The sequence below is a fragment of the Campylobacter estrildidarum genome (assembly GCF_005406205.1).
Lineage (GTDB): Bacteria > Campylobacterota > Campylobacteria > Campylobacterales > Campylobacteraceae > Campylobacter_D > Campylobacter_D estrildidarum.
In genome coordinates, this window is sequence record NZ_NXLZ01000003.1 from 82,374 (window position 1) to 95,339 (window position 12,966).

A 12,966-nucleotide genomic window follows, 5' to 3' on the forward strand; every position below is an offset into this window, starting at 1 on the left:
GTATCCTCCTAAAAAATCTTATACAATTTTGACATTAATTAATAAATACTTTTTAAGAAGTGGTGTAAAAATTTAAAAGTGATTTAAAAAGATAAGAAGTAAAAAAATATTTAGGGAATAACCCTAAATATCAATGTGAACAAGCGCTTTTTCCGTTCATTATCGGTTGAATTGCAGAATTATCTGCTCCGCCTTCATTGTTAATCTTTTCTATAAAATTCCAAATTTTTTCAGCCGCCATTAAATAACGCTTTGAACTCACGCTTTCAGGATGATAAAAGCTCACTGGTTTTCCATCATCCCCACCTTCTCTAACGATCATTTCAATAGGAATTTGTGCTAAAACTTCACTTTTATAAGCTTTTGCCATTTCCTCGGTAGTTCCCTTACCAAAAATATCATATTCTTTACCATTATCAGGGCATAAAAATCCGCTCATATTTTCTACTATACCTGCGATTGGGATATGAAGTTTGTTAAACATATCAAGTGCTCGTTTGCTATCATCTAAAGAAACCGTTTGTGGAGTACTCACGCATACACCTGCAGTGATTGGTATGCTTTGTGCAGAAGTGATTTGTGCATCACCTGTTCCTGGAGGCATATCTAAAAATAAAACATCAAGTTCAGGCCAAATCACATCAGCGAGTAATTGCTCCATAGCCTTCATGATCATCGCACCACGCCACATAAGCCCTTGTCCTTCTTCGATCAAAACTCCCATACTCATCATATAAACCCCGTGTGTTAAAATAGGCTTTAATCTTTGTCCTACCACTTCAGGTTGAGTTTTAGTTTCTCCAAGCATTCTTGGGATATTTGGCCCATAAATATCCGCATCCAAAATCCCTACTTTTTTACCCATCTTTGCCATAGAAATGGCTAAATTTACGGTTGTAGTTGATTTACCTACTCCACCTTTACCACTTGAAATCATGATAAAATTTTTTACTTGAGGAACGATATTTTTACCACTTCTCGAATTGCTTTTCTCTTCAGGAATTTTCGGCGTGATGATGTTAATTTCTATATTTTTTAAATTTAAAGAAGATAAAACTTCATTAACATTTTTGCGAATTTCATTAGAAATTTCAGGATTGGATGAAGCGATTTCGATATTGATAAAAGCTTCGTTATTTTCTACTTTTATTTCTTTAACAAAACCAAAACTAACTATATCTTTTTCAAAATTAGGATACTTTACATTTTTAAGTTTTTCTAAAATTTGCTCTTTCATAATTCTAACTTTCCTTAAAAAAAATTAAAAAATTTATTTTACTCATAAAAATCTAAAATTTAGCTTTTTGTAAGTGTATAATATGGTAACATTATAATAACTAAGTTTATTTTATAAAATCACATCTAAGGAATAAAAAATGCGAGAATTAAGTCTAATTATGTTAGCAGCTGGAAATTCTACGCGTTTAAACATGGAGGTAAAAAAACAATTTTTGCGTATTGGTAGCGATCCTTTATGGCTCTATGCAACTAAAAATTTGAGTTCTTTTTACCCTTTTAAAAAGATAATTGTTACTTCTAGTAATACTTCTTATATGAAAAAATTCGCAAAAAATTATGAAATCGTAGAAGGTGGAGATACTCGCGCACAATCTTTAAAAAACGCTTTAAAACTGGTTGAAACAGAATTTGTTATAGTAAGCGATGTCGCAAGAGTTTCCATCAGTAAAAATTTATTCGATCGCTTGCTTGAAAATATTGATAAGGCAGATTGCATCACTCCAGCTTTAAAAGTTTGTGATACGACACTTTTTGATGATGAAATTTTACAAAGAGAAAGAATCAAGCTTATTCAAACTCCACAAATTTCACGCACTAATTTACTTAAAAAGGCTCTTGATCAAGATGTAAATTTTACAGATGATAGTACAGCTATTGCGGCTGTAGGTGGTAAAATTTGGTTTATAGAAGGCGAAGAGAATGCTAGAAAATTAACCTTTAAAGAGGATTTAAAAAAATTTAATTTACCAAAACCTAGCGGTGAAATTTTTTGTGGAAATGGTTTTGATGTCCATGAATTTGGAGAAAAAAGACCTTTGATCTTAGGGGGTGTAGAAATTCATCCTAGCATGGGCTTGAAAGCGCACTCAGACGGTGATGTTTTAGCACATTCTTTGATTGATGCACTTTTGGGGGCTGCGAGTTTGGGTGATATAGGCGAACTTTATCCTGATACAGATATAAAATTTAAAAATGCAAACTCTATAGAGCTTTTAAAAGAAGTTTATCATAAAGTCAAAGAAATTGGGCTTGAGCTTGTAAATGCAGATATTTGCGTGATAGCAGAAACTCCTAGACTCAAAGATTTTAAAGAAAGTATAGCTAAAAATATAGCACATATTTTAGACATTAGCGAGTATAGAATTAATATAAAAGCTACCACAACAGAAAAGCTAGGATCTATAGGACGAAAAGAAGGCATAGCAGTGCTAAGTAATGTAAATTTAAAATATTTTGATTGGACATTATTGTGAAAGTTTTAATTATAGAAAATGAAATTTACTTAGCGCAAAGTATTAGCGTAAAATTAAATAGCGCTGGATATAATTGCACGATTATTAATTCTTTTGATGAGTATCACGACAAAAAGCATTATGATATTGTGTTGCTCTCAACAAATACAGCCAATTTTTTAAAAGCTGTAGAACATTTTAAACATAGTATTATTATCTTGCTAATCTCTTATATTAGTACTGATACGGTTTCAAATCCTTTGAAATTAGGTGCAAGTGATTATATACAAAAACCTTTTATGATAGAAGAACTTATAAGAAAAATTAAACATCATCAAGATTTTAAAAAATTTTCTGTACAAAATAAAGCCTATAAAAACTATATAAAATCGCGCTTGGAAACTATTAAAATTCCTGATTATAATTTTAAAAAATTAAAATTTCCTATTATCATAAAGTCTAATAAACAAAGCTCTGTTGATGCTTTTGTGTTTAAATTTATCAATGAATGCGATATAATGCTTTCATATATTGATCTAGCTGTAACAAATTCGGTAGAAAAGGTTATAAAATCTTACATAGAAAATACTCTTTTATTTTTAAGCAATTTGCAGTTTTTAAAACCTTTGGAACAGGAGAGATTGTTTGAGTTTATAAAAAATAAAAGTGTAATCTTGCATACAAATTCTAATATCCCAAATTCCAAATTCCAATATATTAATCTTAATGATGATGAAAAAGATATCATCAGTAATGAAATTTTAACATTAGATGAGTATGCAAAATTTATAATTTTAAAATATCAAAATGTCTTTTCAGATACTGAGCTTTCAAAAAAATTAGGAATTTCTCGCAAATCCTTATGGCAAAAGAGGAAAAAATATGACATCAAGAAAAAATAAAAACATTGTTATTGACGAAAATGAATTAGGGATCCTTTCTCTTATCCAAGAAGGACTATTGGGAACTTGCACACATTTAATGGATGAAAATGAAAGCAAAGAAATCTTAAAAACTGGAAAATTTAAAGGTGAAAGTTTTCCATATCCTTTAACTTTTGCTCCAAAAAATGCCAAAAATTTAAAAATAGGAGATAAAATAGAGCTCATTTTTAATGAAAAAATTGTAGGGCATATTGATCTTAAAAGCAAATTTAAGAGTGATAAAAATTTTTCTAGTATTTTTAACTCGCATACTTGCTCTTTGGAAAATCATGGAGAAATTTGTATCAGCGGAGAAATAGAAATTTATAATTCTTCCATAAAAATGATAAAAGAAAATTTTAAACTCACAAAAGAAAATCTTAATGCTCAAAAAATTACAGCTCTTGTTACAAGCCTTGATCCTTTACACAGAGCACACGAAAGAATGTTTCGCTGGGCTATAGATAAAGCGGATTTAGTTGTTGTATTTTTGGTAGAGTCTTTTGAGCCAGACGGTTTTGATTTTGATTTAAAACAAAAATATCTAAAAAAAATTATCCAAACTTATCTACCACCCGATAGAATTTTTATTTTTCCGCTTAAAAACATCAATATTTTTCATTCTCATCTAAACCCAGGACTTGAAAGTATAATAGCAAAAAATCTTGGTTGCACTAAATTTGTAGTTGGACAAAATCATACTGGACTTGGAATGTTTTACGATGAAAATCAGCCAAAAACAATATTAGATGAATTTTCTAAAGATTATGATATAGAAGTGATTGTTTTACCCGAATTTGTATTTTGCGATATTTGTCATATGATTGTAAGTACCCGATCTTGTCCACACGGATGTCATCATCATTTACATTATAATTCTCAATCTTTAAAAAATTTATTAAGATCAGGAATCATCCCACCATCGATTTTTATGCGAAAAGAAATTTCTAGTATGATTTTATCCTCAATCTTTCCAAATCGTTTTAAAAATTTACAAAAAATATACAACGATCTTTTTGCTACAGATGGTATTTTGGAATATAAAAAAGATGAAGAATTTTATCAAAAACTTTTAGAAACACATCAAATGTCTTATATGATATAAAGGAAAAAAATGCAAAAATTTTTTTTAACTTTTTGTTATTCAGGCTGTTCGCCAAAAGCACCTGGAACCTTTGGAACTCTTGCTGCTTTAATTCCTGCTTTTTTTATCTTAAAATATTTAGAAAATACGACTTTATTTTTATTAAGTTTTCTAATTTTTATTGCAAGTATTCGTATCATAGATGATTATGAAAAAAAAACAGGCATTCACGATGATAAACATATAGTGATTGACGAAGTTGCTGGAGTATTTTTAGCTTGTGCTATCGCAGCAAGTAGCGCAAATTCTTTATTAAATTTTCTAACGGCTTTTATATTTTTTCGTTTTTTCGATATTACAAAACCTTCTATTATAGGAAAAATTGATAAAAAAGTTAAAGGTGGCTTGGGTGTGATGCTAGATGATATGTTAGCGGGTTTATTTGCTGGACTTTTAAGTGCTGTAATTTATGGGATTTTACTTCAATTTAATCTTGTAACTTGGGATATTAATTTAAAAAATTTATTTTGAAATTTTACTTAAATTAATGAAATTTTAAATTTTATTCTTATATAATTAACCCTTAAAATTTCAAAAAAGGAATATTTAATGGCAAACCACAGATCTGCTGAAAAAAGAGCGAGACAAACTATTAAAAAAACAGAAAGAAATAGATTTTATAGAACAAGACTTAAAAATATAACTAAAGCTGTAAGAGAAGCGGCTGCAAAAAATGATAAAAATGCTGCAAATGAAGCTTTCAAAATAGCTAATAAAAGCATTCATGCTATGGTTAGTCGAGGTTTTCTTAAAAAGCAAACTGCCTCACGTCGTGTAAGTCGTCTAGCTCTTTTAGTAAATAAAATTGCCTAATTTTATTTTTTAATGTTAGCCGATAAATTAGACCCTTTTTTAAAACGCTATGAAGAATTAAATTCTCTTCTTAGCAACTCTGATATCATAAACGATATCGAAAAAATGACTGCTCTTTCAAAAGAACAAAAAAACTTAGAACCCATTGTTTTAAAAGCTAAAGAGTATTTAAAAACTTTAGAAAGTATAGAAGAAAATAAGGCTTTGCTTAATGACTATGAACTTGGAGAACTTGCCAAAGAAGAATTAAAAATTTTAGAAGAATTAAAACCTAAGCTTGAAGAAGAACTGAAAATCTTACTCTTACCTAAAGATCCCAATGATGAAAAAAATATTTTTTTAGAAATTCGTGCAGGCACAGGTGGCGATGAAGCTTCTTTATTTGTAGGCGATCTTGTAAAAGCTTATGCAAGATACGCGGAAAATCGTAATTATAAGTTAGAAATCGTCAGCTCAAGCGAAGGAAGTGTTGGAGGATTTAAAGAAATTATAATGCTCGTTAAAGGTATGGGAGCATATTCTAGACTTAAATACGAAGGAGGAACTCATAGAGTACAAAGAGTTCCTCAAACAGAATCTCAAGGAAGAGTGCATACCTCAGCTATTACTGTAGCTGTTATGCCAGAAGTTGATGACATCGAGATACAAATAAATCCAAATGATCTAAAAATCGATGTTATGCGTTCTTCAGGACATGGCGGACAAAGTGTGAATACCACCGATTCTGCTGTTCGCATTACCCATATTCCTACTGGCATAGTTGTCGTAAATCAAGATGGAAAAAGTCAGCATAAAAACAAAGAAAGTGCAATGAAAGTTTTAAAAGCTAGACTTTATGAAATGCAAGAAAATGAACGTTTAGCGCAAGAAAGCGAGGCAAGAAAATCTCAAGTGGGTAGTGGCGATAGAAGTGAACGCATACGCACTTATAATTTTCCTCAAAATCGCATCAGCGATCATCGTATCAATTTAACCTTATATCGTTTAGATTCTATTATGCAAGATGGACTTTTTGATGAAATCATTGAGCCTTTAATCGCCCATTATCAAGCTGAATCTTTACAAGAGCAAAATTTATAATCTTACTCTTGTAAATTTTTAATGTTTATGTGGAAATTTGTGTGGATTTCCATTTGCTCCTGCACTTGCGTGAGTGATTTTACCTTGATCGATATCATATGCTTGTCCAAAACCTTTGACAAAACGTCCTTTTCCAAATTCAAGTTTCACTAAATGAAAATCAAGCATTTTTCTTATAGTTTTTATACCGCCTTCTCCACCAGTTTGTTTTTCAAATTTATCATAAATTTTATCAAATTGCTCGCCTCTGTCTATAAAACTTGCATTAACCCTATAACGCAATCTTTTGCGAAGTATTACAGAGGCAGCTTTACTTTCATCTTCTAAAAACATAACTTCTATATTGTTTGGATTTTTCTTAATATTACCAAAATGCTCACTAACTTCGCTAATATAAATATAATTTCCCCAATTTGTAGCTACGAAAGGCGCATAAGAGCAAACAACCTCATTATTTTCATTTAAAGTAGCTAAACATACGGAATTAAAATTTAATTTAAATTCTTCAATTTCTTTAGCTACTCCACTAAAATTATCTTCAGTTTTTGCACTCATACAAAGAGAAATTATAGTATCTTTTAAGGTATCTTCGTTAGCTTTTTTAGGAAATTCTATACGCAGATTTTCACTACCATTATAAACTATATCTAAACCTGTAAAATCAACATTTTGCAACTTTACCTCTTTTGGATCTTTTATACCACCAAATTTTTTGCAAAGATCGACCAAATTTGATTGGTGGTGTTCATTCATATGAGAAATAATGCTTTCTAAATTCATTTTATTCCTTTTTTAATTTATTTTAATCAAAAAAATATAATGATATCAATTATCAAATTAAAAAAATCTTAAAAATTATTTTGTGTTAATAAATTTAAAAATTTATATATTTTTAAGATAATAAACGATAAATTTCGCTTTTAAATTATGATATATATTATCATTATTTATTTTCAAGGAGTTATAATATTGTATAAAAATTCAAAACTGATAAAAATACCGATGCTATTAAGTTTTTTATTCATTGATATAAATGCGATAGAAAATAATCAAGAAACTAATATAAAACTCGATAAAGTCGTTGTATCTGCGAGTGGTTTTGAGCAAGATTCTGATAGTAATTTAAGAAATGTTATAGTTATAGAAGGTTCGGATTTACAAAAAAAAGGTTTTAGCTCTTTAGAACAAGCCTTAGAAAGAGTTTCTGAAATTAATTTTGTGGATTTTGGATTAGGTCGTAATGTTGATATGCGTGGTCAGGGCGATAAATCCAATGTTGCTGTGAAAGTTATGGTAGATGGAAGATCTATAAATATGCTGGATAATTCTCACGGAACTACTCCTATAAATAGTATCAATCTTGACAATGTTGAACGTATAGAAATTATTCCAGGTGGGGGATCTGTACTTTATGGAAATGGGACTCGTGGAGGGGTGATCAATATCATCACAAAAAAACAAAAAGAAGATGCATTCTCTATTAACGTAAAGGGCAATGGATATGATCAAAATAAACTTGGAGGAAATTTAGGGATTGATATAACTAAAAAAATAAACAAACAGCTATCTTTAAATTTAAATACAGAAGGCTTTAATATAGATGGCTATCAAAAAGGGTATAATGAAAAAGGTTATTTTATCAATACTAAAGCTTATATAAATCCAAATGAATATAGTGATTTGATCTTAGGTTATAACTATTTTAAAAGTAAAAACACAAGTAGTGGATATTTAACAAAAGCACAAATTGAAGATAATCCTAAGCAAAAAGGCGATAGCGAAACTATCAGTGCTATCAACAGACCTGAAATCACTTTAGATTATCATTATTATCTTAACAATCAATGGGAGTTTGATCTAGAAAGTTTTTGGCAAAATCAGAAAATAAATTATCTCAAAGATGTTTCTATAATGGGTTTTGGAGGAATTAATACACCTGTTTATCAAGATGGAAGTAATTTTCAAGATACAATTACAGGAATCAATCTTAAAAGCAAGTATAATTATAAAAGCGACTCTTATTTTGTTTTTGGTTATGAATTTGCAAATCACGATGCAAAAAGAACAAGCATTATCCATTATGATGTAAATATTCCTAATATGTCAATAAATCATACTATGACAACTCTTATGGATATGAATAAACAAAGTCATTCTATTTTTGCTCTTGATTCTCACGAATTTAATGATATTTTTAGCATTTCTAGTGGGGCTAGATATGAATATAATCTTTACAAAACCGATAGAAACTATACAAGCAAAATGATTATTTCTCAAAATTCTAAAAATAACACAGAAATATTTAACACTGATGATACAGGAGATAATATTGCTTTTGAAATCACCCCAAATTTAAAATATTCTAATACAGGAAATTTATACTTTAAGTACGAAAGAGGATTTATTTCTCCATCTCCTGCACAATTTGTAAATAAAGACCAAAAAACGCAAAAATATTATTCTTCTAATTTAAATTCCGAAATTTTTAATACTTTTGAACTTGGTATGAATGATTTTTGGTGGGATTTTTATGGAATCAATTTAACTTTATTTTACACCTTAAGTAAAGATGAAATTTCATATCTTGGAAATCCTCATTCCGAATCTGGTGCATTTTGGAAATATTATAACATAGATCAAACACGTCGTATTGGAGCAGAACTTAATCTTAATCAAAGTTTTCTAAATGATGTATTATTATTCAGACAAAGCTTAACCTATATAGATGCCAAAATTTCAAAAGGTATTAATGGTGGAAAAATAATCCCTTATGTATCAAAAATCAAAGCTACAGCAGGAGTTGAGTATGCTATAAACTCAAATTTGAACACCTTTTTAGATCTAACGTATTATTCTCGATCAAAAGATAATGGCGTTATAGATGAAAACACGGGAAAAATGAGCAAAAATGCTTGGATAAAAGACTATATGCTAACAGATATTGGTTTAATGTATTTTTACAAAAAATTACAAATTTTTGGAGGAATTCGAAATCTTTTTGACAAACAATACTACACCTATCAAGATAGCGTCAATGATCAATATTTAGCTGGAAATGGAAGAAATTATTATTTAGAGTTTAAATATGCTTTCTAAAAATATTTTTTGGAGTATAGGCATTTTTATGGCTTATTTAGGCATTGGATTTATTTCTCTTTGCATGGGAGATGAAAATTTAAGCCCTATTAAACTTTTTTCTTATCTTTTCTCAGAAGATGATATTTTACGTCAGATTATAATTGATGGACGTTTGCCACGTATTATTATGGCCATTTTAATCGGTATGCTCTTAGCAAGTAGTGGAGCGATCACACAAAATGTCTTTTCAAACCCCATAGCAGATCCTTATATTATAGGTATAGCTTCAGCAGCAACCTTTGGTGCGGTTTTAGCATACTTATTAAAACTACCTGATTATTTCTATGGAATTTTGGGATTTTTTTGTTCAGCTTTTTTTACTCTAGCAATCTTTAAAATTTCTTCAAAATCCTCCATAGCTACTTTACTTATTATAGGGATAGCAACCTCATCTTTTTTAGGAGCTTTTACTTCCTTTTTTACTTATCTTATAGGGGAAGATTCTTTTAAAATAGTCGCTTGGTTGATGGGAAATATTGGATCGGTTTCTTGGTTTGAAGTGATTATCTTAATCCCTCCTTTAGTTTTTTCTCTAACATATTTTTATATACATAAAAATAAACTCAATATTATTTTAAGTGGAGATGATGAGGCAAGAAATTTAGGAGTAAATGCAGACAAACTTAAAATCAATCTGCTTATAGTTTCTTCTTTGGCTGTATCTTTTGCTGTATCTTTTACAGGATTGATTGCTTTTGTGGGTCTTATCATACCACATACTGTAAGACTTTTATTTAAAAATTATAATAATATCTTAATAATACCTTTTTGTACAGCTTTTGGAGGACTTTTTTTACTCATCTGCGACACCTTAGCAAGAACAATTATAGCACCTGTACAAATTCCTATAGGAATTTTAACCGCTTTTATAGGTTCGCCGATATTTTTATATTTGGCTTTAAAAGTTAGGAGATTTTTATAATGTTAAAAATAAAAAATTTAAATTTTTCCTACAATGAAAGAGCATTGCTAAAAAATATCAATATAGATCTTAAAAAGCAAGAATTTATAGGAATTTTAGGACCCAATGGATCAGGCAAAAGCACCCTTTTAAAACTTATGCTTCAAAACTTAACCCCAGAAAGTGGAGAAATAATACTTTTTGATAAAAACATTAAAGATTTTAAACTTAAAGAATTTGCTCAAATTTGCGGCTTTGTTCCTCAAAATTCAGAGTTAAGAACTCCTTTAAAAGTCATAGATACACTTTTAATGAGTAAATACATTCATTTAAAAAGCACTTTTGGAACTTATTCTAAAGAAGATATTTTAGAAGTTGAAGAACTTGCTGCAACATTAAAATTAGATGGATTTTTACAAAGAGATATATTGTCTTTAAGTGGAGGTGAATTTCAAAAAGTGTTATTAGCTAGAGCCTTGCTTAAAAAGCCAAAAATTCTATTTTTAGATGAGCCTACCTCGGCACTTGATTTAAATCACGCTATTGAACTTTTAAATTTTTGTGAGAATTTGATCCAAGAACAAAAAATAACCATCATAGCCATACTTCACGATCTAAATCTTGCTTCACTATTTTGCGATAAATTGCTTTTTTTAAAAAAAGGTAAAGTACAATATTTTGGTACCACAAAAGAGCTTTTTAAAAAAGAAATTTTGAAAGAAATTTACAACTTAAATTGCGAAATTATTTATCAAAACTCAAAACCTTATATTTTAGCTTTAAAGGGAATAAAATGAAAAAAATACTGATTTTATGTATAATGTTTTTAGGGATAATGCAGGCAAAAGAACGCATTATAGTACTTGATCCTGCAAGCATTGAAACGCTTTTTATGCTTGAAGCAAATGATCAAATCATAGGCATTGCCTCTTTGCAACACTCAAACATTTATCCTGAAGATAAAACTTCTAAAATTCCAAGCGTTGGGACTTTTTCAAATCCATCAATTGAAAAAATCATCTCTTTAAAACCAAGTTTAGTAATTTTAAGCTCTTATTCTCTTAATTTAAAAGAAAAACTTGATAATTTTGGTATAAAAAATATCAATCTAAAAGCAGAACGTATTAATGATATAAAAGATAATATACAAATTCTTGCAAAAATCACACAAAAAGAAGAACAAGGAAAAAAACTTTTACAAAATTTTGAAAATCGTTTAAAAAATTTAGAAAAAGATCCCTTAAATAAAAGTGCAATATATCTTTATTCTAGCAAACCTTTAATGGCTTTTAATGATAATTCTTTAATTGCTGACATTTTAAGACTCATTGGAATAAAAAATTTAAGTCCAAAAAGCGATATTGCACGTCCTGTAATATCAGCAGAATATATACTCAAACAAAATCCAGATTTATTAATTCTTGGTATTAATGCAAATCAACATAGCTTATTAAATTCTAACTCTTTGCTAAAAAATACCAAAGCAGCTAAAACAGATCAAATTTATACTTACAAAAATACACATATATTATTAAGATTAAGTCCTAAAATAATAGATAGAATAAAAGAATTCAAGAGCAGCTTAGAAAAAAATCAATCGTCTAATCTGGCCTTAAAAAATTCACAACTTTGACAAAGTTTTTCTATGCGTTTATTTTTTTCAAAAGCTTTTTTTATAGACTGCAAACGCTGTGATTGAAGAAGGCTTTTGAAATCATTTTCAAATATATTGCCTAAATTAATATCACCTTGAGTATCCAAACAACAAGGAACCAAGGTTCCATCACTTAAAATTCCAATTTGATCTTTTAAAGCATAACATTTTCCATAAAAATATAAAGGAGTATCGCTTAAATTTGGCCATTTAAAAAGTGTATTTTGATGAAGTATGATATGTCTTGCCAGATAATTTTTTACTAAAGTATTATCGATATTTTTTTGAAATTCTTTGGATAAAAACCGATAGATAATTAAATTTTCTTTAGGAGGTTGAAAACAAGAGTCTAAATTCCAAAGTCTAAGATTGATAAAACTAGAATTTTCATTCTTTAAATGTTCTTTGCAAAATTCTATAATGGGTTTAAAATATTCTTCTAAGGAAAGCTTGCTTTGACTTAAAAAAGCCATTAAAGAAATATTGATTTGATGAATATTTTCATATTTTAACAACAAATCACAATTTTTAGAATTAAAATAAAAACCACTCGTAGTAATTTCAAGCTTCATATTGTAATCTTTGGCGATTTTTAAATAATCCTCTAAATCTGATAAAATCAAAGGATCGCCCAAAAGATGTAAAGCAAAAAGCTTAGATTGGTTATGAATTTGTTTAGCCAAAATATCAAATTTTTCTTGACTCATAACGCCACGAATCGCTTTTTTTGAAGGACAAAAATCACATTTTAAACCACAAATATCGCTTAATTCTATATAAATTTTTTTAAATTTCATCATGCGTCCTAAACACAATTTTATCAAATTTTATACAATTTGGAA

Annotated in this window: 13 protein-coding genes; 10 read left to right on the top strand and 3 right to left on the bottom strand. The window is 28.9% G+C overall.

Annotation, left to right across the window (positions count from 1 at the left end; translation table 11 throughout):
- Positions 1–130: 130 nt before the first annotated feature.
- The gene (locus CQA69_RS02480; protein ID WP_137620248.1) at positions 131–1,237 is read right to left on the bottom strand and encodes an Mrp/NBP35 family ATP-binding protein; all 1,107 of its coding nucleotides are present in this window, start codon (positions 1,235–1,237) and stop codon (positions 131–133) included.
- A gap of 139 nt (positions 1,238–1,376) precedes the next feature.
- Between CQA69_RS02480 and CQA69_RS02485 the strand changes: the two genes are divergently transcribed.
- The 6 genes from CQA69_RS02485 to prfA all read left to right on the top strand — a co-directional run bounded on the left by CQA69_RS02485 (position 1,377) and on the right by prfA (position 6,431).
- On the top strand, positions 1,377–2,492 hold the full coding sequence (locus CQA69_RS02485; RefSeq protein WP_137620249.1) for a bifunctional 2-C-methyl-D-erythritol 4-phosphate cytidylyltransferase/2-C-methyl-D-erythritol 2,4-cyclodiphosphate synthase: 1,116 nt from the start codon (positions 1,377–1,379) through the stop codon (positions 2,490–2,492).
- Positions 2,489–3,373 carry a DNA-binding transcriptional response regulator gene (locus CQA69_RS02490; protein ID WP_137620250.1) on the top strand — a complete coding sequence of 295 codons (885 nt, stop codon included), beginning with the start codon at positions 2,489–2,491 and terminating at the stop codon, positions 3,371–3,373. The genes CQA69_RS02485 and CQA69_RS02490 overlap by 4 nt, the downstream gene beginning before the upstream one ends.
- The gene (locus CQA69_RS02495) at positions 3,354–4,499 is read left to right on the top strand and encodes a sulfate adenylyltransferase (protein WP_137620251.1); all 1,146 of its coding nucleotides are present in this window, start codon (positions 3,354–3,356) and stop codon (positions 4,497–4,499) included. The genes CQA69_RS02490 and CQA69_RS02495 overlap by 20 nt, the downstream gene beginning before the upstream one ends.
- A gap of 9 nt (positions 4,500–4,508) precedes the next feature.
- Positions 4,509–5,009 (top strand): phosphatidylglycerophosphatase A family protein, encoded by a 501-nt coding sequence (locus CQA69_RS02500; protein ID WP_137620252.1) that lies wholly within the window; start codon positions 4,509–4,511, stop codon positions 5,007–5,009.
- Positions 5,010–5,087: 78 nt separating this feature from the next.
- On the top strand, positions 5,088–5,351 hold the full coding sequence (rpsT, locus tag CQA69_RS02505; RefSeq protein ID WP_137620253.1) for a 30S ribosomal protein S20: 264 nt from the start codon (positions 5,088–5,090) through the stop codon (positions 5,349–5,351).
- 12 nt (positions 5,352–5,363) lie between these two features.
- Positions 5,364–6,431: a peptide chain release factor 1 gene (prfA, locus tag CQA69_RS02510; protein WP_137620254.1), complete on the top strand. Its 1,068-nt coding sequence runs from the start codon at positions 5,364–5,366 to the stop codon at positions 6,429–6,431.
- Between the two features lie 18 nt (positions 6,432–6,449).
- Here prfA and CQA69_RS02515 read toward each other — a convergent pair whose 3' ends face one another.
- Positions 6,450–7,211 carry a HugZ family heme oxygenase gene (locus tag CQA69_RS02515; protein ID WP_137620255.1) on the bottom strand — a complete coding sequence of 254 codons (762 nt, stop codon included), beginning with the start codon at positions 7,209–7,211 and terminating at the stop codon, positions 6,450–6,452.
- 189 nt (positions 7,212–7,400) lie between these two features.
- Between CQA69_RS02515 and CQA69_RS02520 the strand changes: the two genes are divergently transcribed.
- From CQA69_RS02520 to CQA69_RS02535, 4 genes are read left to right on the top strand one after another with little or no spacing between them, the layout of a single operon-like run.
- On the top strand, positions 7,401–9,527 hold the full coding sequence (locus tag CQA69_RS02520) for a TonB-dependent receptor (RefSeq protein ID WP_137620256.1): 2,127 nt from the start codon (positions 7,401–7,403) through the stop codon (positions 9,525–9,527).
- On the top strand, positions 9,517–10,491 hold the full coding sequence (locus CQA69_RS02525; protein WP_137620257.1) for a FecCD family ABC transporter permease: 975 nt from the start codon (positions 9,517–9,519) through the stop codon (positions 10,489–10,491). Before CQA69_RS02520 ends, CQA69_RS02525 begins: the two co-directional genes overlap by 11 nt.
- Positions 10,491–11,267, top strand: a complete 777-nt coding sequence (locus CQA69_RS02530) for an ABC transporter ATP-binding protein (protein ID WP_137620258.1) — start codon at positions 10,491–10,493, stop codon at positions 11,265–11,267. The genes CQA69_RS02525 and CQA69_RS02530 overlap by 1 nt, the downstream gene beginning before the upstream one ends.
- Positions 11,264–12,103: an ABC transporter substrate-binding protein gene (locus CQA69_RS02535; RefSeq protein ID WP_137620259.1), complete on the top strand. Its 840-nt coding sequence runs from the start codon at positions 11,264–11,266 to the stop codon at positions 12,101–12,103. The genes CQA69_RS02530 and CQA69_RS02535 overlap by 4 nt, the downstream gene beginning before the upstream one ends.
- Here CQA69_RS02535 and CQA69_RS02540 read toward each other — a convergent pair.
- Positions 12,064–12,921, bottom strand: a complete 858-nt coding sequence (locus CQA69_RS02540; RefSeq protein WP_137620260.1) for a radical SAM/SPASM domain-containing protein — start codon at positions 12,919–12,921, stop codon at positions 12,064–12,066. The genes CQA69_RS02535 and CQA69_RS02540 overlap by 40 nt on opposite strands.
- Between the last annotated feature and the right edge of the window lie 45 nt (positions 12,922–12,966).

Excerpts from the sequence above, each read along its gene's own strand:
- CQA69_RS02480 (WP_137620248.1), bottom strand. The coding sequence starts at position 1,237 with ATGAAAGAGCAAATTTTAGAAAAACTTAAAAATGTAAAGTATCCTAAT.
- CQA69_RS02485 (WP_137620249.1), top strand. The coding sequence starts at position 1,377 with ATGCGAGAATTAAGTCTAATTATGTTAGCAGCTGGAAATTCTACGCGT.
- CQA69_RS02495 (WP_137620251.1), top strand. The coding sequence starts at position 3,354 with ATGACATCAAGAAAAAATAAAAACATTGTTATTGACGAAAATGAATTA.
- CQA69_RS02500 (WP_137620252.1), top strand. The coding sequence starts at position 4,509 with ATGCAAAAATTTTTTTTAACTTTTTGTTATTCAGGCTGTTCGCCAAAA.
- rpsT (WP_137620253.1), top strand. The coding sequence starts at position 5,088 with ATGGCAAACCACAGATCTGCTGAAAAAAGAGCGAGACAAACTATTAAA.
- prfA (WP_137620254.1), top strand. The coding sequence starts at position 5,364 with ATGTTAGCCGATAAATTAGACCCTTTTTTAAAACGCTATGAAGAATTA.
- CQA69_RS02515 (WP_137620255.1), bottom strand. The coding sequence starts at position 7,211 with ATGAATTTAGAAAGCATTATTTCTCATATGAATGAACACCACCAATCA.
- CQA69_RS02525 (WP_137620257.1), top strand. The coding sequence starts at position 9,517 with ATGCTTTCTAAAAATATTTTTTGGAGTATAGGCATTTTTATGGCTTAT.
- CQA69_RS02530 (WP_137620258.1), top strand. The coding sequence starts at position 10,491 with ATGTTAAAAATAAAAAATTTAAATTTTTCCTACAATGAAAGAGCATTG.
- CQA69_RS02535 (WP_137620259.1), top strand. The coding sequence starts at position 11,264 with ATGAAAAAAATACTGATTTTATGTATAATGTTTTTAGGGATAATGCAG.
- CQA69_RS02540 (WP_137620260.1), bottom strand. The coding sequence starts at position 12,921 with ATGAAATTTAAAAAAATTTATATAGAATTAAGCGATATTTGTGGTTTA.